The sequence below is a fragment of the Nocardia sp. NPDC049149 genome, assembly GCF_043197455.1.
Classification (GTDB): domain Bacteria; phylum Actinomycetota; class Actinomycetes; order Mycobacteriales; family Mycobacteriaceae; genus Nocardia.
The window spans coordinates 173581-199278 of sequence record NZ_JBICTD010000006.1 but is presented as its reverse complement, the minus strand read 5'-3'; the positions used below and the strand labels follow the sequence as shown (position 1 = coordinate 199278).

Annotated in this window: 23 protein-coding genes; 17 read left to right on the top strand and 6 right to left on the bottom strand. The window is 65.7% G+C overall.

Going from position 1 to position 25698, the window contains the following annotated elements:
- Nucleotides 1–7 precede the first annotated feature (7 nt).
- Nucleotides 8–760, bottom strand: coding sequence for an alpha/beta fold hydrolase (locus tag ACGFNJ_RS25155; protein ID WP_393452773.1), 753 nt, complete (start codon nt 758–760; stop codon nt 8–10).
- Between the two features lie 105 nt (nt 761–865).
- Here ACGFNJ_RS25155 and ACGFNJ_RS25150 point away from each other — a divergent pair, with 105 nt between their 5' ends.
- From ACGFNJ_RS25150 to ACGFNJ_RS25130, 5 genes are all read left to right on the top strand, one after another.
- Nucleotides 866–1753 (top strand): ABC transporter ATP-binding protein, encoded by an 888-nt coding sequence (locus ACGFNJ_RS25150; RefSeq protein WP_393452770.1) that lies wholly within the window; start codon nt 866–868, stop codon nt 1751–1753.
- A gap of 27 nt (nt 1754–1780) precedes the next feature.
- Nucleotides 1781–2548 (top strand): ABC transporter permease subunit, encoded by a 768-nt coding sequence (locus ACGFNJ_RS25145; RefSeq protein WP_393452767.1) that lies wholly within the window; start codon nt 1781–1783, stop codon nt 2546–2548.
- 75 nt (nt 2549–2623) lie between these two features.
- Nucleotides 2624–3106, top strand: a complete 483-nt coding sequence (locus tag ACGFNJ_RS25140) for a GbsR/MarR family transcriptional regulator (protein ID WP_393452764.1) — start codon at nt 2624–2626, stop codon at nt 3104–3106.
- A gap of 337 nt (nt 3107–3443) precedes the next feature.
- Nucleotides 3444–6296, top strand: coding sequence for a DddA-like double-stranded DNA deaminase toxin (locus ACGFNJ_RS25135; protein WP_393452761.1), 2853 nt, complete (start codon nt 3444–3446; stop codon nt 6294–6296).
- Nucleotides 6290–6757, top strand: coding sequence for an Imm1 family immunity protein (locus tag ACGFNJ_RS25130; protein WP_393452758.1), 468 nt, complete (start codon nt 6290–6292; stop codon nt 6755–6757). Before ACGFNJ_RS25135 ends, ACGFNJ_RS25130 begins: the two co-directional genes overlap by 7 nt.
- 247 nt (nt 6758–7004) lie before the next feature.
- Here the strand turns inward: ACGFNJ_RS25130 and ACGFNJ_RS25125 are convergent, their stop codons facing one another.
- A complete protein-coding gene (locus tag ACGFNJ_RS25125; RefSeq protein ID WP_393452755.1) occupies nt 7005–7793 on the bottom strand; it encodes a tyrosine-protein phosphatase in 789 nt (262 codons plus the stop codon).
- 65 nt (nt 7794–7858) lie between these two features.
- Complete coding sequence (zapE, locus tag ACGFNJ_RS25120) at nt 7859–8875, bottom strand: cell division protein ZapE (protein WP_393452752.1); 1017 nt, start codon at nt 8873–8875, stop codon at nt 7859–7861.
- Between the two features lie 35 nt (nt 8876–8910).
- Here zapE and ACGFNJ_RS25115 point away from each other — a divergent pair, with 35 nt between their 5' ends.
- The 11 genes from ACGFNJ_RS25115 to ACGFNJ_RS25065 all read left to right on the top strand — a co-directional run bounded on the left by ACGFNJ_RS25115 (nt 8911) and on the right by ACGFNJ_RS25065 (nt 20306).
- Nucleotides 8911–9672: a pyrimidine reductase family protein gene (locus ACGFNJ_RS25115; RefSeq protein WP_393452749.1), complete on the top strand. Its 762-nt coding sequence runs from the start codon at nt 8911–8913 to the stop codon at nt 9670–9672.
- Nucleotides 9673–9727: 55 nt separating this feature from the next.
- On the top strand, nt 9728–11284 hold the full coding sequence (locus ACGFNJ_RS25110; RefSeq protein WP_393452746.1) for an alpha/beta hydrolase: 1557 nt from the start codon (nt 9728–9730) through the stop codon (nt 11282–11284).
- 179 nt (nt 11285–11463) lie between these two features.
- Entirely contained in the window at nt 11464–12777 is a 1314-nt protein-coding gene (locus ACGFNJ_RS25105; protein WP_393452744.1) for a glycosyltransferase family 87 protein, read from the top strand.
- Nucleotides 12774–13217 (top strand): peptide-methionine (R)-S-oxide reductase MsrB, encoded by a 444-nt coding sequence (gene msrB, locus ACGFNJ_RS25100; RefSeq protein WP_393452741.1) that lies wholly within the window; start codon nt 12774–12776, stop codon nt 13215–13217. The genes ACGFNJ_RS25105 and msrB overlap by 4 nt, the downstream gene beginning before the upstream one ends.
- A 111-nt stretch (nt 13218–13328) precedes the next feature.
- A complete protein-coding gene (locus tag ACGFNJ_RS25095) occupies nt 13329–14114 on the top strand; it encodes an ABC transporter ATP-binding protein (RefSeq protein WP_393454147.1) in 786 nt (261 codons plus the stop codon).
- Nucleotides 14111–14917, top strand: coding sequence for an ABC transporter ATP-binding protein (locus tag ACGFNJ_RS25090; protein WP_393452738.1), 807 nt, complete (start codon nt 14111–14113; stop codon nt 14915–14917). Before ACGFNJ_RS25095 ends, ACGFNJ_RS25090 begins: the two co-directional genes overlap by 4 nt.
- A complete protein-coding gene (locus ACGFNJ_RS25085) occupies nt 14914–16815 on the top strand; it encodes an AMP-dependent synthetase/ligase (RefSeq protein WP_393452735.1) in 1902 nt (633 codons plus the stop codon). The genes ACGFNJ_RS25090 and ACGFNJ_RS25085 overlap by 4 nt, the downstream gene beginning before the upstream one ends.
- Nucleotides 16812–17759, top strand: a complete 948-nt coding sequence (locus ACGFNJ_RS25080) for a branched-chain amino acid ABC transporter permease (RefSeq protein WP_393452732.1) — start codon at nt 16812–16814, stop codon at nt 17757–17759. Before ACGFNJ_RS25085 ends, ACGFNJ_RS25080 begins: the two co-directional genes overlap by 4 nt.
- Complete coding sequence (locus ACGFNJ_RS25075) at nt 17756–18256, top strand: hypothetical protein (protein ID WP_393452729.1); 501 nt, start codon at nt 17756–17758, stop codon at nt 18254–18256. Before ACGFNJ_RS25080 ends, ACGFNJ_RS25075 begins: the two co-directional genes overlap by 4 nt.
- Complete coding sequence (locus tag ACGFNJ_RS25070; RefSeq protein ID WP_393452726.1) at nt 18244–18957, top strand: branched-chain amino acid ABC transporter permease; 714 nt, start codon at nt 18244–18246, stop codon at nt 18955–18957. Before ACGFNJ_RS25075 ends, ACGFNJ_RS25070 begins: the two co-directional genes overlap by 13 nt.
- A 29-nt stretch (nt 18958–18986) precedes the next feature.
- Nucleotides 18987–20306, top strand: a complete 1320-nt coding sequence (locus ACGFNJ_RS25065; RefSeq protein WP_393452723.1) for an ABC transporter substrate-binding protein — start codon at nt 18987–18989, stop codon at nt 20304–20306.
- Nucleotide 20307: 1 nt separating this feature from the next.
- Here the strand turns inward: ACGFNJ_RS25065 and hemQ are convergent, their stop codons facing one another.
- The 3 genes from hemQ to ACGFNJ_RS25050 all read right to left on the bottom strand — a co-directional run bounded on the left by hemQ (nt 20308) and on the right by ACGFNJ_RS25050 (nt 23210).
- Nucleotides 20308–21003, bottom strand: a complete 696-nt coding sequence (hemQ, locus tag ACGFNJ_RS25060) for a hydrogen peroxide-dependent heme synthase (RefSeq protein WP_069160187.1) — start codon at nt 21001–21003, stop codon at nt 20308–20310.
- Nucleotides 21004–21314: 311 nt separating this feature from the next.
- Nucleotides 21315–21851 (bottom strand): AAA family ATPase, encoded by a 537-nt coding sequence (locus ACGFNJ_RS25055; protein ID WP_393452720.1) that lies wholly within the window; start codon nt 21849–21851, stop codon nt 21315–21317.
- 12 nt (nt 21852–21863) lie between these two features.
- The gene (locus tag ACGFNJ_RS25050; protein ID WP_393452717.1) at nt 21864–23210 is read right to left on the bottom strand and encodes a protoporphyrinogen oxidase; all 1347 of its coding nucleotides are present in this window, start codon (nt 23208–23210) and stop codon (nt 21864–21866) included.
- A 483-nt stretch (nt 23211–23693) separates the two neighbouring features.
- Between ACGFNJ_RS25050 and gyrB the strand changes: the two genes are divergently transcribed.
- Nucleotides 23694–25685, top strand: a complete 1992-nt coding sequence (gene gyrB, locus ACGFNJ_RS25045) for a DNA topoisomerase (ATP-hydrolyzing) subunit B (protein WP_393452714.1) — start codon at nt 23694–23696, stop codon at nt 25683–25685.
- Nucleotides 25686–25698: the final 13 nt, after the last annotated feature.

Genomic DNA, 25698 nt, shown 5'->3' with positions numbered 1-25698 from the left:
CCAGCCGCTATTTCACGAAATCGACCAGCGCCGTGTGGAAACTCGGCGCGATCACGGCCATCAAGTGATCGCCGGGTACCACGGCGAGCGTGCCGTTCGGTAGCGCGTCGGCAAGGCGCTCGGGTTCGGCGGCGAACGGATCGTTGTCACCGGCGAGCACGAGCGTCGGCATTTTGATGTCGGCAACACCACTGATCGGCCGGGTATCGAGGCCGGTGGCGACCGCCTGAATGGCCTGCCGGTCGGCGTGCACCGCGTCCGCGAGGATGCGGAACATCATGGCGAGCGGCGGGGCTTCGCCGTTGTCGTCGCCCATCGCGGTCTGCAGCTCGGACAGCTCGACCACCCGGCGGTCGACGCCGCCGCAGTCGAGCACGCCGGAGCCGATGCCGCCGAGCACCAGCCGCTCGACCCGGTCGTCGGCGGCGGCGACCAGCAGCGAGATGATCCCGCCCATCGAATACCCCACCTGCACAACACGATCGAAGCCGAGCTCGTCGTAGAGCGCCCGCACGTCCTTGGCCATGGACTCCCAGGAGTAGCGCGCCGGGTCGTGCGGCTTGTCCGAGCGGCCGTGCCCGCGCGCGTCCAGCGACACCACGGTGCGCCCGGCCGCCTGCAGTGCGCCGACCACGCCGGTGCTCATCCAGTTCGCGTTGGTATCCGCGACCACACCGTGCTGCAGCACGACGGGAACACCCTCGCCCTCCCACACCCGATAGTTGAGTTCCAGGCCGTCCCACGTCGTGAACTTCGTCATGACCGGATCGTAGCGGCAGCCCATCGAGGGGTTGACATGTTCTGACTGTTCAGTCTTTACTGAACACATCAGTCCTTACAGAACAGTTCAGACTCAGGAGCACGCATGACCGCCGCGATTCGCACCGAGGGATTGACCAAGAACTACGGCAAGCACGTCGCGATCACCGATCTCGACCTCGAGGTCGCCGAGGGCGAGGTGTTCGGGTTCCTCGGCCCCAACGGTGCAGGCAAATCCACCACCATCCGGATCCTGCTCGACCTGATCCGCCCCACCGCAGGCCAGGTCGAAGTGCTCGGCATCGACCCGCGCAAAGGCGGCGCGCAGCTGCGCGAGCGGATCGGTTACCTACCAGGCGAACTGGCCATCGAAGGCCGCAACACCGCGCGCGACCTACTCGGCTTCCTCGCCGACCAGCGCGCGACCCCGGTGCCCGCCCAGCGGATCATCGAACTCGCCGAGCTGCTCGACCTGGACCTGTCCAAGAAAGTCGGCGCCATGTCCAAGGGCAACAAGCAGAAGGTCGGGATCATCGCCGCCTTCATGCACCGCCCGGACCTGCTGATCCTGGACGAGCCGACCTCGGGACTGGATCCGCTACTGCAGCAACGGTTCCTGGACCTGGTAACCGAGGCCAAGAACAACGGGCAGACCGTGTTCATGTCCTCGCACATCCTCAGCGAGGTCCAGCAGACCGCCGACCGGGCCGTCATCATGCGCGCGGGCAAGTTGCTCGGCACCGAGAACGTGGAGGACCTGCGCCGGCGATCACCGCGGTCGGTGGAGCTCGTGTTCGGCGAGGACGTGTTCACCGACGACTTCGCCAGGCTGCCCGCCGTCCGTGACCTGAGCATCGACGGAAAGACGGTGCGCTGCACCACCGAAGGGGAAGTCGACGCGCTGTTCAAGGTGGCAGCCAAGTACGAGCTGGTGAGCGTGCTCTCGACCGAACCAGACCTCGAGCAGATCTTCTTCGGACTCTACGGCCGCTGATCCACTTCGCACACAGGAGAATTCGTCATGGCACGTTCGGTATTCACCCAGACACTGAAGGAACAGCGCCGCGGACTGCTCGGCTGGTCGGTCGGCATCGCCGTCGTCCCGCTGATCTACCTGCCGTCCTTCCACTCGCTGAAAGAGCAAGGCTCGCTGGAGAAGATCCAGCAGAACAGCGTCTACGACGCGATGGGCGTCGGCGACTTCGCCACCGGCACCGGCTTTCTGCACTCGACGATCTTCTCGATGATGGGGCTGCTGCTGATGCTCATCTTCGCGGTGACCTTCGGCGCCAGATCGGTGAGCCAGGAGGAGAGCGGAACGCTGGATCTGCTACTCGCCCAGCCGATCAGCCGGATCGGGCTGCTCGGGCAGCGGTTCGCGGCGCTGGTGGTGCAGACCGCCGTCGTCACCACAGTCCTTGCGCTGGCCGTCATTTCGGGGGCGAACGCCGGAAAGATGGATGTGCCCACCGGGCACATCCTCGCCGCGAGCGCCGGGCTCGGCCTGCTGGCGCTGACTATCGGGGCGATCACCCTGCTGGTCGGCGCGATCACCGGAAAGCGTTCGCTGGCACTGGGAATCGCGTCACTGGTCGCGCTCGCCGGGTACTTCGCCAACAATCTCGGCGGCGACCTGGTTCGCAAGCTTTCGCCGTTCTACTACGCGGTCGGTGATTCACCGGTCGTCAACGGCTGGAACGTCGGACACCTCGCCGTCCTGGTCGTCCTTGCCGCGGTGGCGCTGGTACTGGCCATGGGTGCCTTCGATCGCCGCGACCTCGCGGTCTAGTCGCCGCATAACGGGGCGGGCCAACACGGCCCGCCCCGTTCACCCGTTTCCTCGACCCGAAGGGATACTCGTTCGATGAGCACTACGGACTCCACCGCGCCGACCCCGGAACAACTGGCGTTCGTCGAAGACTTCGCGCTCGTACTCGAACGCATGGGGCTGGTCAGGATGACCGGACGTGCCGCTGGCTGGTTGCTGGTCTCCGATCCGCCCGAGCAGACGTTCGGCCAGATCGCCGACGCACTCCAGGCCTCCAAAGGTTCCATCTCCAGCTCCCTGAAAGCGCTCGTCACCATGCGCTGGGTCGACAAGATCTCCAAGCCGGGCGACCGCAAAGACTACTACTCCATCCGCCCAGGCATCCTCCCCGAACTGACCCGCCAGCAAAGCGGCATGTACACCGACCTCACCACCATGACCGCCCGCGGCCTCGCCCTCTTCGACGACCCCAACGGAGACCAAGCCGCCCGGGTCCGCGACATGCACGAATTCTTCGTCTGGATGGGCAAAGAACTCCCCGCCCTCATCGACCGCTGGTACGCCGAACAACGCTCCTGAGTCGCCCGGCGCGGGCGCATCACCAGCGTTCCGGCCGAAATCCATAGCCAGGCATTGACATTCGAGCGAGCTTAGGTGAAGATCTTTACAGCGCCATATCTGCGCGCTCACCGTGATGTCACGGGATTGACTCTCCCCCAATAGTTTCAACGGTAGCCATAACGCGGCCCCGATCCGATACCGGATCGGGGCCGCGTTGGTTTGCGCGCCTGCCGGTTTCGACTCGGCCGCACCTCGCCCGTTGAGCCGACTCCCGGCCTGGCTGCGGCAAAGCCACAGTCACGCCGTGCGATCGGCGACCCACTCACAACCACATATCGATTCCATGAGGTGCCGCATGAACTCCGATGCCATCAGGCCGCAGGTCGCCGCTGTCCCGTCCTGGGTTTCCGAGCATTCAGCACAGTCGGCCTCGTGGACTCCCGCTGGCGAGAACACCGAGTCGGCACCCGGTCCGAGTGGCGGCGGCCGCGTTTACACCTTCCACAACATGACGCCGGGATCGGCTGCGCGGCAGGTCGATCGGGTGTTCAGGCGTACGGCAATGGCCACCGACCTCCCGAAAACAACCGTGGTGACTGATGCCGGGAACATCGAGGGACCTCCTCTGAGCCAAGCCTCGGGAGGAGGACCGACGCAACCGCTGGTTGCTCAGCCCGTCAGCTATCAAACCGGGTTGGGTGCGCCGTCGATGTCGCGGGAGGAGCAGGAGAGAGCAAACCAAGCCCGCCGGGACGAGCAGCAAGAGTTTCCTCCGGTCCCCGGCGCGCAACAACAGCTGCCCGCGACTCCGCCGGCCCAGCAGCAACCCGGTGTGCAGCAGCCACCTGCGGCGAGCACGGTTCCGCCAGCAGTAACACAAGCCCCCGCCGCGGAGCCCGGCGTCTCGCTTCCCCGGCCGGACGAGGCTCTCGCACTGAAGTCTGAAGGAGTGCCGTGGGATACCCCTACCGGCAACGGTGGGGTCGCAACCAGCGTGATCGTGCCCGGCACCGGGGGCCAGACCATCGATACGACGATCCGCAATGCCGACGGCACCGTCACTCAGGTGCGCTCGGTGTCCGACGGCAATGGCGGTGTCACGACCTGGACCGCCAACGCGGACGGTTCCTATTCGGTGCGGTATCCGGACGGCACGAACGGCGCGGCACCCGGAAAGGCGGCTATCTATACCGTCCCGGCAGGCATGGACCCATCCGGACCCGCGCCGATCACCTCCGACATCACTGCGGACGGACAACAGGTTCGCACGACCTCGGCGAATCAGGACGGCACCGTTGCGACGGCCGAGTCGGTCCGCAATCCCGATGGCAGTGTCGACACCACCCATCCGGACGGACAGGGCGGCACTTACACGACGACATCGCGGCCCAACGGAAAAGGTGGCTTCAACCAGAGCATCACCGGGCAACACAACGCGGACGGATCCGGCTACCAAATCGAGTTCGACGGCGTTCGCATCGATCGCGATGCCAAGGGGAACATCCTGGTCACCGGAACCGATGACGGGACGAGTTACGAGAAAGGCCACGACGAATTCGGGCGCCCGTTCGAAGTAGTGACGGACATGCTGCACCGAACGACACTGAAAACCTGGACCGACGAATTCGGCCGACCGATCCAGGTTCTCACGGACTCGGGCAACAACACGATTACCAAATCTGTCAGACATGGCGGCAGCGACGGCGCCGATCGGCCGTTTATCGAAGTCACCGTCACCGACCTGCAAGGCAACCCGATTGCGCATTTCACCAAAGGCGCGGACGGTGGTGTCCGAACCGACGACGGCTTTGTTCATTTCGAAGTCGAAGGTCAGGATGTCAAGTACAACAGCGATGGCACTGTATACGTCCCCGACGACCACAGCACTGCGTGGCAACGATTCATCGGCACCGATCCACAGCCGAAGGTCTCTTTCGATCGCGATGGCAATCCGAAATTGAACCATCCGGGTCCGTTTGTCCCGGAGATGCTGACGCAGATTTACCCGCCCGGCAATGTTCCCGGCGAAGCGTTCTACAAAACGTTCGACGGAACGTTGATCATCAAGGACAAGAACGGATACCACTGGGGACATCCATACGACGGTCCCGCGATCGAGATGAACGGACCGCCGATTCGGCCACCTGGCCTCGGGCCGAGTGCACCCGGCGAAGGCGTTCCGCCGTCCCGGCAGCGACCGGGGGCCAACACTGGCCGCGGCATGGGCGCGCTCGAGGGCGAAACGCCCGGACCAGCGGGAGTGTTCCGTGCCGCCCCGGCAGCGGGCGCAGCAGCCGCCGAAGCCAACCTCACCCGTGCCACCACTGCCGCGGCAGCATCAGAGGCTTCCGAGGCCGCGGCAGCCGCACGAACGAGAGCATCGGCGGCCACACCGCAGGAGCCCCCGGCGCCAACAAGGGGCCCCGCGCCGCGAACCGATCCACCGACGACCGAAAGGACTCTTCCCGCAGCCGAATCCCCCACACGCCCACCGGCCGCTGGGCGAACCCAGGGACAGGTACAGGCTGAGGCAGAAGCTCAGATCGAACAAGGACTGCCGCAACAGACCGGCAGTCGCGGTCGAACGCCTGCACCTGCGAGGCAACCTCTCGAACCGCAGAGACCAAGCACGTCCAGCGGACCCAAGCAAGGCGCGCCCGCCGCGCGGGCTGGCGTACAGCCTCCTTCGGCAGCTGCCCCACCGGGTGGAGCCAGAGAGTTGCCGCCCGCCGCTGGAGGAGGTAGTGCTCCGAGCAAAGCGGTGCAAGGCGCCTTCGACGACCTTCCTCCGTTCACCAAGGCAGGCTTCGATGCAAGCGGTGAGCGAACGTACCAATCGCCGACTTCGGGATTCCTGGTCGACAAGGATGGAATGCGAATCAGGAATCCGTATTCCAACGGTGATGATCTGATCGAAAGCGGTGGCGTCAACCGTTCTCCAGCGATAGAGATCAATCAACGTATCAAAGATTCTCCGTCAACCACTCCCGGCGGCAAAGCGAATGCGGGCTGGAGTTCCGACGTCGAGATGAAAGCTGCCGAGATCATGCGCAAGGAAGGTATCAGGGACGCAGAAGTGATAATAAATCACCCCAGCGGGCCTTGCCGCGGCTGCCATTCGACATTGAAGTATGTACTCGAGCCGGGAAGTAGGCTAACAGTCCGATGGCCCGGTGGCTCCCGCACATACGTTGGGGTAAAGTGGTGATCACTGAAGAGAGGGAGTCGTCGATTAACAACAAAGTGGAAGTCTCGTATCTGCCGCAGCACCTCGATAACCCGATCACTCCTGAGTCAGCGGATGAGTTGGCGGCGGTGATCGACGAAATGGTGAGCGAAGTCGACTCGGACCAGGATTATGTCACGATCATCCTGACATCACCTCGGGGGAAGGTGGCTGTATTGAACATCGGTATACTCGCTGGCAAAGGCATCGGCAGCATAGAATACCAAGGGGACGACGAGGGAGGGAATTATAGTAAAGGGGTGGAGGATGTCGGCAGGCCGGTGTTTTATTACGACTTCGGAAATCCCAGATTCTTCCCGGGGGATTCAAGGGTTGCTATCGACTCCATCAAACAGGCACTTGTTCGGTTCTACGAGACCGACGGGAGTCGTCCCGACAACATCAATTGGCAAGAATGGTCGACCGAAGCCGTCGATTGGTGACCTGCCGAGCCTAGTTGACGGTAGCCGAATGCCGTTGGCGGTAGTCAAGCGGAGGTCGGCGTCCAGTCCCGGCCATCCGGCCGTGGTTGTACATCGAGGGGGCACTGGTGGCGGGGGCTTCTCGGGCGATGCCGCCGTCAGTGCCCCATGATCAGTCGATCAAACTCTAGAACCGGTGCGGGTTCATGTCGAGGTGCGGGTTTCGTGATCGAGCGGGTGGCATCGACGGCTCGGTGGCGGTGTCTGATCAGGCGAGGAGTTTGGTTTTGAGCGTGGTGATGTCGGTGTCGGTGAGTTTCAGACCTTCGTGGAGGTAGTTGTCGAAACTGCCGTAGGTTTGGTCGGCTTGCGCGAAAGCGGTGTCCAGCCAGGACTTTTGGACGCCGTTGATGGTGTCGTTAGGGGCGGCGTTGCGGTAGACGTTGGACAGCAGGTAGTCCTGGGTGACGGTGTCGCGGTCGACGCCGAGGAGGGTGAGCAGGACGGCGGCGGTCCAGCCGGTGCGGTCCTTGCCTGCGGTGCAGTGGAAAAGCACTGCGCCGTCGGTGGTTCCGATGATGTCGTGCAGCACGGAGGCGAACGCCTGGTTGGCGCCGGGGGCGGTGATGAAGGCGCGGTAGAGGCTGTCGCCGCCGGTGAGGGTGCTGGCCAGCGCCTCGGGCGGGGCCTGGCCGATGACGTCGTCCCAGTTGGCGGTCGCGCCGGCCGGAATCTTGTCGGGGCCGAGTGCGCGTTCGTAGACGGTGCGCAGGTCGTCGACGACGCGGACCTGACGGTTGGACAGCTCGGCGAGATCGGCAGGGGTCGCGTTGTTCAGCTGGCCGGTGCGGTAGACGAGGCCGCTGCGCACGGTCTTGCCGTCGACCGTGCGGTAGCCGCCGATGTCCCTGGCGTTCTGCACGCCTTGCAGAGTGAGCGAGCGTTCGAACGCCGACGCGGCGGGCGGGTCGGCGAGCGCGGCCCCTGCCGCCGGTCCGAACGCGAGGGCGAGACCGGCGACCAGCGCGATCGGGGTGCGTACTGCGCGTCGGATCATGCGATTGCTCCAATCATCGGGTCCCGCCAACCTAACTGAAACGTCGCCGAGTCAAAGCGAAGGGGTTACGCGACGACCTCGAAACGCGACAGCGCGAGCAACCGGGAGATCGCACGCAGATACTTCTTGCGGTACCCGCCGTCGAGCATCTCCTGCGAGAAGATCTCGTCGAGCTTCGCCCCGGCAACGGTCACCGGCACACTCGCGTCGTAGAGCCGGTCGGCCAGCACGACGATGCGCAGAGCCACCGCCTGATCCGTCACCGGATGCACGTTCGAGATGAACACCGACGACACCCCGGCGATCAGCGCACCGTACTTCGACGGATGCAGCGTGCTCAGGTGCTTCAGCAGCGCGTCGAACTCGTCGAGCGTGGAACCCGGTGTGGCAGCAGCACGTTCGACCAGCCGCTCCGGCGAGGTCGGGTCCGGCGCTGGCGGCAGATCGCGATGCCGGTAGTCCGGACCGTCGACCCGCACCGGCTCGAAGATCGAGCCGAGCTTCTTGATCTCCCGCAGGAAATCCTGTGCGGCGAAACGACCTTCGCCGAGCTGACCGGGCAGCGTGTTGGACGTCGCGGCGATCGAAACCCCCTGCGCGGACAGCTCGGTGAGCAGCCGCGAGACCAGCATGGTGTCGCCGGGATCGTCGAGCTCGAACTCGTCGATGCACAACACACTGTTCGCCGACAACCGCTCGACGGCATTGCCGAACCCAAGGGCGCCAACGAGATTGGTGAGTTCACCGAAGGTGCCGAAGGACTTCGGCGCTGGCGCGCTGTGGAAGACCGAGGCGAGCAGGTGGGTCTTGCCGACACCGAACCCACCGTCGAGGTACAGCCCGGCGCCGTGCACCGGCTTCTTCTTGCCGAACAGGCTCTTCTTGTTGTTCGCCTTGTAGATCGTGGCGACCTCGGCCGCGAACCCCTCGGCCTTGCGGACCGCGGCGGCCTGGCTCGGCTCGTTGGGATCGGGGATGTAGGAGGCGAAGCTCACCTCGTCGAACATGGGCGGCGGCACCATCTGGGCGACGAGCTGGTCGGCCGGGACCTCCGGGTGACGGTCGACGAGGCGTTCTTGCATGTGCAGAGCCTAATGACGTGGTGTGATCTATCTTCATGCAGCGTATCCACAATGCGACCCAGCTCACAGACCTGAGCCAGGATGATCTCGCGCAGTTGTACGCCTACCCCGCCGACCTCGCGGCGCCGTGCGTGCGCGCCAATTTCGTGTCGAGCATCGACGGCGCCGCCACCAGCGACGGCCGATCCGCAGGCCTCGGCACGCCCGCCGACAAATCGGTGTTCCTGATGCTGCGCGAACTGGCCGACGTGGTCCTGGTCGGCGCGGGCACCGTGCGCGCCGAGAACTACGGCGGCGCCAGGACCGACCCGCAGCGTCGCCACGCGCTGCACGACGCGGGCTTCGGCGGCCATCCCGAGGGTGCCGCGCCACCGATCGCGGTGGTCACCGCGAGCGCGGCCATCGACCTCGACGCCAGGTTGCTCACCGACACGACGGTCCCACCGTTGATCATCACCACGACCACCGCACCCGCCGACCGCAAACAGCAACTGATCGACGCAGGGGCGGTGGTGGTCGAGGCGGGCGACGCCGCGGTCACCCCGAAGGCACTGCTGCGGGTGCTCGCGGAGCGCGGACTGCACCGTGTCTTATGCGAGGGCGGACCCCACCTGTTCGGCGAACTATTAGGCGCAGACGCGGTCGACGAGCTGTGCCTGACCACCGCGCCGCTGCTGGTCGGCGGCACGGGCCGGCGAATTTCGCTGTCCGCACACGAGTTCCGCCACCGGATGACCCGCGCCCATATCCTGCTCGACGACGACGGCACGATGCTCGTCCGATGGGTGCGCGCATGACGTGCCGGACACCTGCTTTGTGAAACAACCGGCAGAACCTGGCAGGCTGTAGCGCATGCGCTGGACTCGGGCCGTCGTGCTGGCCGCGACACTCTCGATCATGATCGCCGGATGCGGGGCGGGCCCCTCCGACCGTCCCGGGGTCGCCGTCGAGCGTGAACACGTGGGCGGCCACCCGACGACCTCGGTCGCACCGGCCCCGCCGCCGAACGCCGAGCTGCCCAAGACCGACCTGGCCTGGCGCGACTGCACGACGCCGACGCTGGACCTGCTCGGCCTCGGGCCTGCCCCGGCCGGTCTCGTCCTCGACTGCGCCGAATTCTCCACCCCGATCGATGCGGGTGGCGCCGTGCTCGGCAACTTCCGTGCCGCGGCCGTCCGGGCCAGGCTGACGCAGACCCCGACCGATATCGCCCCGCTCGTGCTCACCTCCGGCGCGGATCGCTCCTCGACCGCCACCCTGGCCGGCTTGGCCGCCGGGCCCGCGAGCGCGCTGCTCGCGGCCCGCCCGATCGTCGCCGTGGACCGGCGCGGCATCGGCAGCTCGCAGGCCATCGACTGCCTGCCGCCCGAGGTGCGCAAGGGCCTGGCCGAGAACGCCCAATTCGCGCCGGGCGCAACCGATCCCGTCGAAGCGATGACCACGCTGAGCCAGAACGGCACCATCGCCTGCCGCGACTTCCTGCAGCCCTACGAGGGCACCTTCGACGCGCCGCACGCCGCCGACGACCTGGAGCAACTGCGCAGGCAGTGGCAGGTCGACCACATCGCGCTGCTCGGCACCGGCAACGGCGCGAAGGTCGCGATGAGCTACGCCCGCAAATACGGCGATCATGTGGCCAGGCTGGTCCTCGACTCCCCCGAGGCGGTCGGCACCGACGCGACCACGCGGACCGAGCAGCAGCTCGAGGGCGCCGAGGCGGCGGTGACCGCATTCGCCCAGCGCTGCACCGGAATACGCTGCTCGCTCGGCCCTGACCCGAGGGCAGCGCTCACCGACCTGGTGAACCGTGCCGGTTCCGGCGGGCTCGGCGACATCTCGGCGAACGCGCTGCTCACCGCGGTGACCGGGTTCCTCGGCAGCCCGCGGGCCGACCAGGCCAGCCGGATCGGCGAGCTCGCTGACGCACTGTCGGCGGCCGGGCGCGGCGACCGCGGGGCGCTCGGCACGCTGATCCAACGCGAATCATCAGCCATCCACACCGATGGCCAATTCGTCAACCGCTGCACCGACTCTCAGCAGTCACCGACGCCGAGCAAGGCCAAGGAACTGATGGGCACCTGGGGCACGAAATACCCGGTGTTCGGCAAGGCCGCGGCCATCGCGCTGATGGACTGCGCGGCATGGCCGGTCGCCACGGCGCCACCGCTGCCGGAGAAGCTCGGCATTTCGGTGCTTGTGCTCGGCGGCATCGCCGATCCGGTGGTCGGCAACGCCGGACAGGCCTCGGTCACCGGCGCGCTCGGCAAGGCCGGCGCCCGGTATGCCGGACTCACCTGGCAGGGTTGGGGACATCCGGTGTCCACTCATTCGAGTTGCGCGCAGCTCACCATGATCGACTACTTGAAGGACGCGAAGCTGCCCGCGGACGGAACGGTCTGCCCGGCATAGTCCGAACGCAGCCGTCGGCCGCTCCTGCTGCCCGCCGAGGAATCGACAACCACCGCAACGGAATAGGCTGGAACACCGCGGCGGCGGCCACTTCGAGACCGCCCATCCCGCTAACTCCGAGCGGCGCGTCATACCGGTCCGGACAACCGCGCGAACCGGATCCGGTGTACCGTGCCCCAGTGTTACTTCGACAGCTCGAGCCCCGTAGTGCTCGCACCACCGCCGAGGTGATCAAGTTCGCGCTCTGGCCATTCGCGGTCATGACTGTGCTGAACCGGGTGTTCATCAAGGCTGTCAATGGTTTCATCACCGACGACTTCAAGCCCGTTTACGCGGCAGCTTTGGACTTCGTCAACCGGCGACCGGTGTACACGGCGAACTACGACCTAGTCGATCCGCACTATCTGTACTATCCGAGCGGCACCCTGCTGATCGCGCCGGTGGCATACCTGCACCCTGAGGAAGCGCGCTGGTTCTTCATCGCGTTGAACGCTGTGGCCATCCTCGCCGCCTGGTACCTGCTGCTGCGGCTGTTCCGGTTCACGCTGAGTTCCGTTGTCGCGCCGGTGCTGCTGTTCGCGATGTTCATGTCGGAGACCGTCACCAACACGTTGGTCTTCACCAACATCAACGGATGCGTCCTCCTCGCTGAGCTGATCTTCATCCACCTGCTGCTCAAACGCCGTGACCTCTGGGCAGGCGCGGCACTCGGCTTGAGTCTCGCGGTGAAACCGACGCTGGCGCCGTTGCTGCTGATCGCCCTGGCGCGCGGTCAGTGGAAGGTGTTCCTCACCGCCCTCGGAGTGCCGGTCGCGCTGACCGCGATCGCGTGGCCGCTGTCCAAGGACCCGGAGAAGTTCTTCACCAGGACCGCGAAATACGTGTTCGAAGCACGTGACTACTTCAACAGCTCGGTCCCCGGCAACGGTGAGTACTACGGGCTGCAGCCGTGGCTGATCTGGACCATCCGCGTCGGCATGGGCGTGCTGGTGCTCATCTCGCTGTGGCTGCTGTACCGCTACTACCGCCAGGACGAACTGTTCTTCGTGTGTACCGCGTCCGGTGTGCTGCTGACCGCTGAGTTCCTGCTGTCGTCGCTCGGGCAGATGTACTACTCGATGATGCTGTTCCCGTTCCTGATGACGGTGGTGCTGCGGAACTCGGTGCTGCGCAACTGGCCCGCCTGGTTGGCCGTGTTCGGGTTCATGAGCTACGACAAGTGGCTCTCGGATCGCTGGCAGCACATCGGCCGCGATGTCGAATACCTGCGCATCACCTTCGGCTGGGGGCTGCTGCTCATCGTGGTGTTCTGCGTGCTCGGTGACCGGTACCTGGCAGCGAAGCGCGACGGCAGGCTCGAGTTCGGCATCGACCCCGTCTGGATCAAGCCGGTGCCGTCCAGCGACGCGACCGCGGCCGCGCGCGTCGGTTCACCCAGCTCGACCAACGGTTCCGCGACGACCGTCGGGAAACCTATTAGCGTGGAGGGATGAGCTCCGAAGCCGACACGTCCCTGCCCGCGCCGCGGATCCAGCTGACGCCCCAGGAATGGCGGTTGAAGCTGAACCCCGAGGAGTATGCGGTGCTGCGCGAGGCCGCGACCGAACGCCCCTTCGTCGGCGAATACACCGACACCAAGACCGAAGGCGTGTACACCTGCCGGGCTTGCGGGGCCGAATTGTTCCGCAGCACCGAGAAATTCGACTCACACTGCGGGTGGCCGTCGTTCTTCGACCCCGCGCAATCCGACGCGGTGATCCTGAAGTCGGACGACACCCTCGGCATGCACCGGGTCGAAGTGCTGTGCGCCAACTGCCACAGCCACCTCGGCCACGTCTTCGAGGGCGAGGGATACAACACGCCCACCGACAAGCGCTACTGCATCAACTCGATCTCGCTGCGCCTGCAGCCCGCGGAGGGTTCTACCAGCTGATCTGACCGGTCATATTTTCGGAAAACGCTTCCAAAAGCACCGGCACCCCACAAGATAACCGAGAACGCCACATTTTCATCCATGGCGTTCGACGTGCCAGTGGAGTCCGCTTTGCTCGAAGTCCGCAACCTCGAGGTCGTCTACGAAGACGTTGTACTCGTCTGCCGAGGCGTGAGCCTGCGGATTCCGCGGGACGGGATCGTCGCGCTGCTCGGCGCGAACGGTGCGGGGAAGACATCGACGCTTCGAGCGATCACCGGCCTGCTCGACGTCCATCGCGGCAAGATCACCGCGGGATCGGTGTCGGTCGACGGGAAGGACCTCACGCACGCCGATCCTGCAGCGGTGGTGACCGCCGGGATCAGCCAGGTCATGGAGGGGCGGCGGGTTTTCGTCGAGTTCTCCGTCGAGGAGAACCTTCGCGTCGGCGCTCACACCGCCCGCCGTTCCAGCATCCAGGCAAACCTCGATCGCATCTACGGCATGTTCCCGATTCTCGCCGACCGGAAAAACCAGAAGGCCGGATATCTGTCGGGCGGCGAGCAACAGATGCTTGCCATCGGCCGGGCGCTGATGGCGGAGCCGAAGTATCTGCTGCTCGACGAGCCGAGCCTCGGTCTGGCGCCACTGGTCGTCGCGAGCATTCGCGATCTGATCGCCGACATCAACCGCGCGGGCACCGGCGTGCTGCTCGTGGAACAGAACGCCGCGATGGCGCTGTCGGTCGCCACGCACGGGTACGTGCTGGAAAACGGAAAAGTGGTGTTGGACGGGCCCGCCGACGAATTGCGCGACAACGCCGATATCCAGGAGTTCTACCTCGGTCTCGGCGCGGAGGGCAGCGCGTCGTATCGCGATCTCAAGCACTACAAGCGACGTAAGCGGTGGTCGGCATGACCCTTGCGGTAGCAGGGATTTCGTTGTCGTTCGGCGGCACCAAGGCGTTGTCCGACGTGTCGTTCGATGTGAGTTCGGGAGAACTGTTCGCGATCATCGGACCGAACGGAGCGGGCAAAACCTCTCTGTTCAACTGTCTTTCCGGTGTGTATCGCCCGCAGCAGGGATCGATCGTCCTCGACGAGGAGTCGCTGCTGGGCCGCCGCCCCGACGCGATCGCCCGAATGGGCGTCGCGCGCATGTTCCAGAACATCGAGCTGTTCGAAAACCTCACGGTGCTGGACAATCTCAAGCTCGGCAGGCACCTGCATCTGAATTACGGCGCCTTCGCGGCGGCCCTGCATCTGGGGAAGGCCCGCAAGGCCGAGCGGCTCGCCCGTGAATTCGTCGAAGATCTCGTGCATTTCCTCGGACTCGAATCGGTGCGCCATCAGCCGGTCGGGATGCTGCCCTTCGGCATCAAGAAGCGGGTCGAACTCGGGCGCGCGCTGGCAATGGAACCGAAACTGTTGCTGCTCGACGAGCCCGTCGCCGGAATGAACGCGGAAGAGACCGAGGACATGGCGCGGTTCATCCTCGATGTCCGCGGCGAGATGGGGATTTCCATGATCATGGTCGAGCACGACATGCGTCTCGTGATGGATCTCGCCGATCGAATCATGGTGCTGGACTTCGGCAAACGCATCTCGCTCGGCACGCCGGCCGAGGTGCGGGTCGATCCTGCGGTGATCGCCGCCTACCTCGGTGGCGCGGACCCCGCGACCGCGGCGGCCGATCAGGCGACGTTGGAGGCGGCGACATGACCGTCCAGCAGGCAGTCGAGACGACGACCGAACCCGTGGCGCGTCCGGTCGACCTGGTGCGTCGTCGGGCCGAGCAGACTCCCGACCTGGTCGCCATGCGGTCCAAGAAGCTCGGCGTCTGGCGCAACATCACCTGGTCCGCCTACGACGACGAGGCGCAGCTTGCCGCGCATGCCTTTGCCGCCCTTGGCATCTCGGCAGCCGACCGGGTCGGCGTGCTATCGGAGAACCGACCGGAATGGTTGTATGCCGACATGGGCGCGACGGCGCTGCGCGCCATCACCGTCGGCTTCTACCCGACCAGTCCGGCGGCCGAAATCGAGTACCTGATCACCGATTCCGGCGTGCGGGTGATCGTCGCCGAGGATCAGGAACAGGTCGACAAGATCCTCGCCGTGCTCGGCACGTGTCCCTCCGTCGAGCGCATCGTCTACCTCGAACGCCGTGGCGTCGCGGCCTACACGCATCCGATCCTGATGTCGTACAACGAGTTCCGTGAGCTGGGCAGGCAGCACCGCACCGAACATCCAGACCTGCTGGCACAGGTACAGGCCGACGCTGCGGCGAGTGACGTTGCGACGCTGGTGTATACGTCGGGCACGACCGGTCCGCCGAAGGGTGCGATGCTCACCTGCGGCAACATCGCGTACGCACTCGACGCGCTGCTCGCCGGTCGCACGTTGTTCTCACCACCCCCGTCGGCCGCCGACGTGTCGGTGTCGTTCCTGCCGCTCTGCCACGTCGCCGAACGCATGTTCACGGTGTGGAACAACGCGGGATCGGGCATCGTCGTCCATTTCGCGGAGTCGATCGAGACGATCGCCGCCGACCTCGCCGAGATTCAGCCGACACTGTTGTTCGCGGTCCCGCGGATCTGGGAGAAGCTCCAGTCGACGGTCATGATCAAGTCCGCGTCGGCGTCACCGGCCAAACGGCTGGCGTTCCGCATCGGCATGAAGCTGTCGGAATCCATTGCGGTCGCGCGCATTGCCAACGGCGGCGATCACACCACGGCGTCGCGACTGACCTACGCGATCGGCTATCCGCTGCTGTTCCGACCGCTGCGCGACAAGCTGGGGCTGCGGAAAACGCGGGCCGCGTTGTCCGGTGCGGCGCCGATCTCCCCCGACGTGCTGCGATTCTTCCTCGGCCTCGGCGTGCCCATCTCGGAGGCCTACGGGATGACGGAGAACACGGCGATCGCGACCTGCACCCGCGCACACCGTCTGAAGCTCGGCACCGTCGGCGAGGTCATCGACGGGATCGAACTGCGGCTCGACCCGGAGACCGGCGAGGTGCAGACCAGGCATCCCGGAAACTTTGCGGGCTACTGGAATCGGCCGGAGGCAACGGGGGCGACGTTCACCGAGGACGGCTGGCTGCGCACCGGCGACGTCGGAACATGGGTCGACGGTACGTATCTCGCGATCGTCGACCGCATGAAGGACATCATCATCACCGCGGGCGGCAAGAACATCTCCCCCTCGGAGATCGAGAACCAGCTGAAGGTCTCACCGTTCGTCAAGGAAGCCGTCGTCATCGGGGATCGTCGGCCGTACCTCACCGCGCTGATCGGCATCGAGTTCGACGCCGTCGCAGACTGGGCCTCGCGCAAAGGGATTCAGTACACCACCTACCGCGACCTGTCGAGCAAGCAGGACGTGCTCGAGCTGATTCGCGGCGTGATCGTCGCGACGAACGCCAAGTTCGCCAGGGTCGAAAACGTCCGCAAGTTCCGCATGTTCGGCAAAGAGCTCGACCACGACGACGGCGAGCTGACCGCGACGCAGAAGGTCAAGCGAGCGGCCCTGACGCAGGGATACCGCGAGTTGATCGAGGACATGTACTCGAACTCGACGACGCATCCCGGCGGCGACCTGCAGGGGGTGCACACGTGATCGAACTGATCGAAACGCTCATCCGCGGAATCGGATTGGCGGGCATGTACGCGTTGATCGCGGTCGGATTCGTGATCATCTACCGCGCCACCGGCGTCTTGAACTTCGCGCAACCGGTGTTCATGATCTTCGGCACCTGGGTCAGCTTCACCCTCGTCGACAGCGCCGGATTGCCGTTCGCGCCTGCGGCAGCCGGAGCCGTGGTCGCGGTCGCCGCGCTGGCGATGACCTGTGAACGAGTGGCGATGCGCCCCATGGTCGGACGCCCGCCGTTCTCGGCGGCGCTCGTCACCATCGGACTGTTCGCCGCCGGGCTCGTCGTCACCAACAAGCTGTTCGGACCCGACGTCATCACCTCCGGCGATCCGTGGGGGCTGAAGAACTTCTGCCTCGGCGGCGTGCGGGAACACGGCAGCGGCGTCGAGGGGGTCGCGCCGTGCGTCGGCGGCGTCACGGTCGGCTACACCGACATCTTCAAGGTCGCGACCGCCGTGGTCGTGATCGCACTGCTCGGGTGGTGGCTCGCGCGGTCCCGCTACGGCCTCGCGATGCGTGCCACCGCGATGGACCAGGAAGCCGCGATGGCGCAGGGCATCAAGGCAGGCACGGTGTTCTCGCTGTCCTGGGCGATCGCGGGCGCGCTCGCGGCGATCGGCGGCATCCTGCTCGGCACCGCCGCGGGCGGCGTCGCGTCGGCTGCGGCGCTCGTCGCGCTGAAAGCGTTGCCCGCCATCATCATCGGCGGCTTGGACTCCATCAAGGGCGCGGTGGTCGGCGGGCTCGTGGTCGGCATCGCCGAGGCGCTGACGAAGACCTACCAACCCGACTTCGCACCGTGGCTCGGCGCCAACTTCGACATCGTCGTGCCCTACGTGCTCATGTTCGTGGTCCTGCTGATTCAGCCCTACGGGCTGTACGGCAGCAAGGAGGTACGGCGGGTATGACCACGACCGCAGGACTCGATCTCAGCGGGCAGGCAGAGCCAGGCGACGGCAGCGCAGGCAAGGTGACGGTGCCGAGGTCGGTACGCCGCGGCAGGCCGAAGGTCTACACGTCCTATGCCGAGGACCAGGCGATCTGGAACACACCAGCGAAGCGCTACTGGACGCTCGGGCTCGTCGTACTCGCCTTCGCGGCACCGTTTCTCGTAGCCAAGGACATCACCAACCTGCTCGCGCTCGCCGCGGTGTACGCGATCGGCGGCATCGGGCTGAACCTGTTGACGGGGTACGCGGGGCAGGTGTCGCTCGGTCACGCGTTCTTCGTCGGCGCCGGTGCGTACACGGCGGCGGTGTTCGGCGGCAAGGAAACCAAGACCGTCATCGGCCTCGGCTGGGATATGGCGTTGTGGCTGCCGCTTTCGGCGATCATCCCGGGCTGCTCGGGCTGCTCGTCGCGCCCCTTGCCGCACGGGTACGCGGATTGTATTTGGCGACACTGACACTCGGGCTGCTGATGCTTGGCGAGCATTTCTTCAACGAGTGGACCAGGGTCACCGGAGGTGGCGGTATCGGCCGCGGCCCCGCGGCGCCGGTGCTGTTCGGCGTCGACCTGTCCACCCCGTATTACGTGGCCGGACTGCTGGTGAATCAGCAGATCGCGCTGTACCTCGTCAGCCTGGTGCTGCTGATCGTCCTCGCGATCACCGCGCGAAACCTGGCCCGCTCCAAGGTCGGTCGCGCGTTCGCCGCCGTGCGGGATCGCGACATCGCCGCGGAGATGATGGGAGTTCCGCTGCAACGCACCAAGACTCTCGCGTTCGTCATCTCGTCGGCCTACGCCGGTGTCGCAGGCGCGCTGCTGTCGGTGGTCGTCGGCCGGATCAGCCCCGACCGCTGGAATCTGTTGCTGTCCATCGACTTCCTGGCGATCGTGCTGATCGGCGGTGTCGCCACGATCTCGGGCACGATCATCGGCGCGTGCTTCGTCGTGCTGCTCCCCCGGGTGCTCGAAGAGGCGACGCGGGCTTTCCCCGCCATCACCGACGAGAGCGGCGAGATCGCCGGGCTCACGCTCGACGAGCTCAAGACGATTCTGTTCGGGTTACTCATCGCCGGCGTGATCATCCTCGAACCCAGGGGCATATTCGGGCTCTGGCTCCGGATACGCAACTACTTCAAGGCCTGGCCGTTCTCGTACTGATCGCGGCCTGTCGGAAGAAAGGTAAAACCATGAGACACAACAGAGGTCGGCGGCTCCGCCTCCAGCTCGCCGCAGTACCGGCTGTCGTCGGCCTACTCTTGGTCTCGGCATGTTCGAGCGCGAAGGACAGCGCCAGCAGCACAGGCGCGTCCGGGCCCGGCGTCTCCCAGGAGCCGTGCCCACGGGCGATCAACAAGGAGAAGGGCTGCCTCTATCTCGGCGTGCTGTCCGATCTGGAGGGCGGACCGTTCGCGGTGCTCGGCAGGCAGTTCAACGAAGGCCAGCTCGACTTCTGGAAGAAGGCCAACGCGGCAGGCGGCATCGGCGACTACGAAGTCGATTTGGCGCAGAACACCCGGAACACCGCCTACGACCCGCAGAAGCATGCCGCCGCGTACCAGCAGGTCGAGCCGAATGTGCTGGCCCTGGCGATGAGTCTGGGCACGGTCAACACCCAGGCCGTGCTCGACCAGATGAACACCGACAACATCGTGGCGGGCGCGGGGACGTTGTGGTCGGGCTGGCAGTTCCCGGACACCGACAAGGGACTGCTGATCGAGACGGGATACTCCTACTGCACCGAGGCCGTCATGGGGCTGGACTGGTTCGCCGACAACCACAAGAAGCCTGCCAAGATCGCGTCCGTGGTCTACAAGGGCGACTACGGCGGCGATTACGCGGAGGGCGCCAAGCGGTGGGCGAAGGCCAATGGCGTCGAGATCGCCGCCGAAATCCAGACCGGACCGAACGCGGCCGTCGGCAACCAGGACGGACCGGTGGGCCAGATCGTCGCCGCCGCACCGGATGTCGTGGTTCTCGCCACCGGACCTGCGGAGACCGCCGAGATCGTCGGCAAGGCCGCACAGGCGGGATACAAGGGTCGCTTCCTCGGCGCCGGACCGACATGGAACGGCGCTCTGCTGAAGACACCGGCCGCGCCCGCGTTGATCGCGCTGTACAACGCGACGTCACCGATCGAAGGCTGGGACGGCGCCAGCGCAGGCATCAAGGCCGCGCACGACGCGATCGGTGACAAGCAGCCCGAAAACTGGGGCTATGTCTACGGATTCGCGATGTCGTATGCAATGAAGGCCTTGCTCGACAAGGCCAACAGCTCCAACAGACTGAATCGCGAAGGCTTGCGTGCGGCGATCGACGGCCTGGAGGTCGACTTCCAGGGCATCGCCCCGAAGCAGACCTACGGGGCGAAGCCGGACGTCAAACGGCTCGCGAGCGTGATCATCGCACCGGACCCCGCCGCTCAACTCGGCACGAAGACCGTCCTGAAGGACTACAAAGGAAGCACCCTGGCGAAGATCAGCTACGACGCGCCCTGCGTAGCGTCATAGCTCAAGGGAGGGCGGCGATGAGGTTCTCGAGTTCCACCCGAGGGCCGGTGAAGAACGGGACCTCTTCGCGGACGTGCAGGCGGGCCTCGGTGGCGCGCAAGTCACGCATCAAGTCGACGATACGGTGCAGTTCCGGGGCCTCGAAGGCGAGGATCCACTCGTAGTCGCCGAGGGCGAACGAGCTGACCGTGTTGGCGCGCACATCCGGGTAGCCGCGGGCGGCCTTGCCGTGGTCGGCGAGCATCTTGCGACGCTCCTCGTCGGGCAGCAGGTACCACTCGTAGGAGCGGACGAACGGGTACACGCAGATGTAGTTACCCGGGTCCTCGCCTGCCAGGAACGCGGGCACGTGACTCTTGTTGAACTCCGCCGGACGATGCAGCGCCACATTGCTCCACACCGGCGCGCTGGCCCGACCCAGTTCGGTGGTGCGCCGGAAATCCGAGTACACGGCCTGCAGATCTTCGACCCGCTCGGCGTGCGTCCAGATCATGAAATCCGCGTCGGCGCGCATGCCTGCCACGTCGTACACACCGCGCACCACAACGTCCCGATCGGCGAGCCCGTCGAAGAACGCCCGCGCCTCCTTGATCGCCGCGGCCCGATCCTCCCCGAGCACCCCGGGCTGCACCTGGAACACCGAGAACATCAGGTAACGAATGGTCGAGTTGAGAGCCTGATAATCGAGTCGCGCCATACCACCCATCGTGCCACTCCCCCCACCCCCGACCGCCTCGCGGCCCACCTCCGTGCGGCTCGCACCCCTGGTGGCGGGGCACCGCAGTGCCGAACGCCACACGCTACGACGGCCGCGGACCGCGTCGTTTCGACGTGAGCCCAGTTCGTCACCCGCTCCTGCCCGATATCGTCGAGCAGAGCAACGGACCGCACGAGATCCTCCCTCGCCTACGACTCTTCGAACGGCGGCGTGGTTGAGCGCCAATCCCCCGTACCGCTCTCACGGTCGGGAAGCCGACGTCGCACGATAGCCAGCCGCACTTCGAGTGGTCAGCCAGCTGCTGTCCGAAAGCTGTTGGCTGCGTTCTCGATTCGCGCGACGAGGTCGTCGAAGTCGATTGGCTGGGTGGTGTCGACCACGACAACGGGGGTGAGTCCGAGCGGCTCGGCCTGCTCGGCCCACGTGTCCCAATCGTCAGCCAGTCGCTGCGCGTCTTGGTAGAGGGCGGGGCGATGCCTGCTTGCGTACCGCGTTCGAGCGATCTCGGCCGGGACGTCGCACCAGACCTCGACGACGCGGTCTGCCCCGACCTTTTCGATACCGGCCCTGGCGAATTGGATGTCGCGTGGCTTGAACCACCACGAGTCGATGACTACAGAAGCCGAGGTTGCTTGGGCCAATGCCCACACCGCGTCCATCGCGATACCGCCCAGCGCGGGCACGGCGCTGTCGACGCAGGAGGCCAGCGCCTCCTTGACCGAGTCCTTCGACAAGAACTGCGCACCAAGTGCTTTGGCCAAGGACCGGCCTGATGTCGATTTGCCCGAGGCGGGCAGGCCGTTGATCAGGACGAGGAGTTTGTCCATCGGGTCGACGGCTCAGGTTGACGTGGCGGCGATGTGGTGGGCGGCGGCGGTGCCGGAGGCTACGCAGGCGGGGACGCCTACGCCGTGGAGGTAGGCGCCGGCCAGGGCTAGGCCGGGGATCGGGGCGATGGCGGATTCGATGGTGGCGATGCGGTCGGTGTGGCCGGGAGCGTATTGGGCTAAACCGTTGGGCCAGCGTTGGACTGCGGCGGCGAGCGGCTCGATCGGGACGCCGGTGACGGTGGAGAGGTCCGCGGCGGCGGTGGTGACGAGGTCGGCGTCGGACCAGGAAAGCGGGGTGGCGTCGCCGAATTTGCCGAAGGAGACTCGGACGGCGGCGGTTTCGCGTTGGGCCAGGTGAGTCCATTTGCGGCTGGACAGGGTGAATGCTTTGGCGCGCAAGGGTTCTCCGGTGGCGACGAGGATGCCGGAGTTCTGCGGGAGCGCGGTGTCGCGGGGAAGGGCAAGGGCGACAAGGACGGACGAGGACAGTTCGATGCCGGAGAGTGCGGCCGCGGCGTCCGGTGCGACGGTGCCGAGTAGGCGGGCGGTCACCGGTGCGGGGGTGGCGAGTACGACCGAGTCGACCGCACCGATGGGGTCGACGACCCAGCCGCGCTGCCCACGAGCGAGCCGCGTGGCCGGTTCCGCGGTGATGAACTTTGCGCCGGAACGGGCGGCCAGCGCCTCCAACAGCACCTGGTAGCCGTCGCGAATACCGCCGAAGACCGGGGCATCCGAGGGTGGCGGGAGCGCGACGGCGACCGCGTGCGTGAGGCTGGGCGCGCCGTCGTCGAGGGCAGCGGCCAAGGTCGGCAGGGCTGCTCGTACTCCGATCGAGCGCGAGCTGCCCGCGTACACACCACCCAGTAGCGGGTCGACGCTGCGCTCGGCGACCTGGGCACCGAATCGGTCTGCGACCAAGCGGTATACGTCGATGTCGGCGCCCGGCTCCCAGGCGAGCGTGCGCTGCGGTTCCGTCGCGATCCGCTCGAGCGTCGCCGCATCGACCAGGCCGCGCATCGACTCCGCGGTCGACGGCACCCCCATCAGCGTTCGCTCCGGCAGCGGGTGCGCGACCCCGTCGGACCACACCAGCGGCCGCAGTCCCGCGGGGGTCACCAACTGTGTCTCGAGCCCTACTTCCCGTAGCAACTGCGGCACCTCGGGGCGTCGGCCGACAAACGCCTCCGCCCCCAAATCCAAAGGCTCCCCGGCTAGTTCGGCGGTGTACAGGATCCCACCGACCCGCTCGGCCCGGTCGAGCACCAGGATGTCGGCCGCCGCCCCCAGCAGCATCCGCAACCGATACGCGGCAACCAACCCACTGATCCCACCGCCGATTACCGCGATCCTCATGCCCCCGACGCTATCCCTCGCCCCGACCGCGCGACCCACCGGTCCGCGAAGCACGAGTGGCACATGGCTGCGGCAAAACGCGAGTGCACCTCTCCACCATGTGCCACTCGTCCAGACGGACACGGGAGGTGTGCTGATTGTCTGTTTTTGGAGGATTGGTGAGATTGTTGGCTAGCCGCCGCGTGGGGCGGTTTGATGGTCGTTTACATAGGGGGGGTTGCAATTGTTGATTTGAAGGCGGTCTGGACGTGTCTGGGTGGTCTTAATCTGTGCTCAAAACTTGCTGGGCCAATTCTCGAATTGACCTGCCGGTATGATGGAGGGGACAAGATTTTCTGGGCGCTTCCGGTGGGGCGCTGTGCGCAGTCCGCAGACAGGTCTGTGATCCCCGATCGACTCGTCATGCCGTAGCGGCATGTTGGGGGACCTCTGCGCGCTGTGGGCGGCCTGCCGGATACGGCACGTGAGGAGAGTTACCGACTCGTGGCTATCAACAACACCACCCGTTCCGTCGACACCACGTCGGACAAGAAGGGCTACGGCGCAGCCAACGTCGTTGTCCTCGAAGAGCTCGACGCGGTGCGCGTGCGGCCGGGCATGTACATCGGTTCCACCGGCGAGACCGGCCTGCACCACATGATCAAAGAGATAGTCGACAACTCCGTCGACGAGGCGATGGCGGGATACGGCGATCGGATCGATGTCACGCTGCTACCCGACGGCGGCGTCCAGGTGGCCGACAGCGGCCGTGCCATCCCGGTCGAGATGCACGCGCTCGGCGTCCCGACCGTCGAGGTGGTGATGACGAAACTCCACGCGGGCGGCAAATTCGACTCGGACACCTACGAGTTCTCGGGCGGCCTGCACGGCGTCGGCTTGTCCGTGGTCAATGCGCTGTGCGCCAGAGTCGAATTGGAGATCGACCGCGACGGATACCACTGGACCCAGACCTACATCTATGCCAAGCCCGACGAGCTCGTCCGCGGCGAGCCGACCGAGCGCACCGGCACCACTACCCGATTCTGGGCCGATCCTGCCATCTTCGAGACCACCACCTATACCTTCGAGACGGTCGCGCGGCGGCTGCAAGAGACGGCGTACCTGAACAAGGGACTCACCGTCACGCTCACCGACGAACGCGAAACCGCCACCGCGCCAACAGTTACCGAAGGCAAGTCAAAGGCCAGGTCGCTCAGCTTCTGCTACCCGGCGGGTCTGGCGGACTTCGTGCACCACATCAACCGCACCAGGCAACCGATCCACAACTCCGTCATCTTGTTCTCCGGCAACGGTATCGGGGCCGAAGTCGAGGTCGCGATGCAGTGGAACTCCGGTTACGCCGAGTCGGTGCACACCTTCGCCAACACCATCATCACCCCGCACGGCGGCACGCACGAGGAAGGCTTCCGTTCAGCGTTGACCACGGTGGTCAACAAATACGCCAAGGACAAGAAACTGCTGAAGGACAAGGACGGCGGCCTCACCGGCGACGACATCCGGGAAGGTCTCGCCGCCGTCGTCAGCGTGAAGGTCACCGAGCCGAAGTTCGACAGCCAGATGAAGGCCAAGCTGACCAATACCGAGACCAGGTCGTTCGTGCAGAAAGTGTGCAACGAGCACCTGACGCACTGGTTCGAGGCCAACCCGGCCGACGCCAAAACCATTGTGACCAAGGCGGTGTCCTCGGCCCAGGCGCGGACGGCGGCGCGTAAGGCGCGAGAGTTGGTGCGCCGCAAGTCCGCATCCGATCTGGGTGGACTGCCCGGCAAGCTGGCGGACTGCCGTTCGAAGGACCCCGGCCGCTCGGAGATCTACATCGTCGAGGGCGACTCCGCCGGTGGCTCAGCCAAATCCGGGCGCGACTCGATGTACCAGGCGATCCTGCCGCTGCGCGGAAAGATCATCAACGTCGAGCGGACCCGCATCGATCGGGTGTTGAAGAACAACGAGGTGCAGTCGATCATCACCGCGTTCGGCACCGGCATCCACGACGAGTTCGACATCGCGAAGCTGCGGTATCACAAGATCGTGCTGATGGCCGACGCGGACGTCGACGGCCAGCACATCACCACGTTGCTGCTCACCCTGCTGTTCCGGTACATGCGCCCGCTCATCGAAGAAGGGCACGTGTATCTCGCGCAACCGCCGCTGTACAAGCTCAAGTGGCAACGCTCGGACCCCGAGTTCGCCTACTCCGACCGGGAACGTGACACCCTCCTCGAAGCGGGTGTCGCCGCGGGCAAAAAGATCAACAAGGATGACGGAGTGCAGCGCTACAAGGGTCTTGGTGAGATGAACGCCAAGGAACTGTGGGAGACCACCATGGACCCGCAGACCCGCATCCTGCGCCGCGTCACCCTCGCCGACGCCGCCACTGCCGACGAGCTGTTCGCCATCCTGATGGGTGAAGACGTGGAGGCACGCCGCACCTTCATCACCCGCAATGCGAAAGACGTTCGCTTCCTCGACCTTTGAGCCCAGCCAGGAG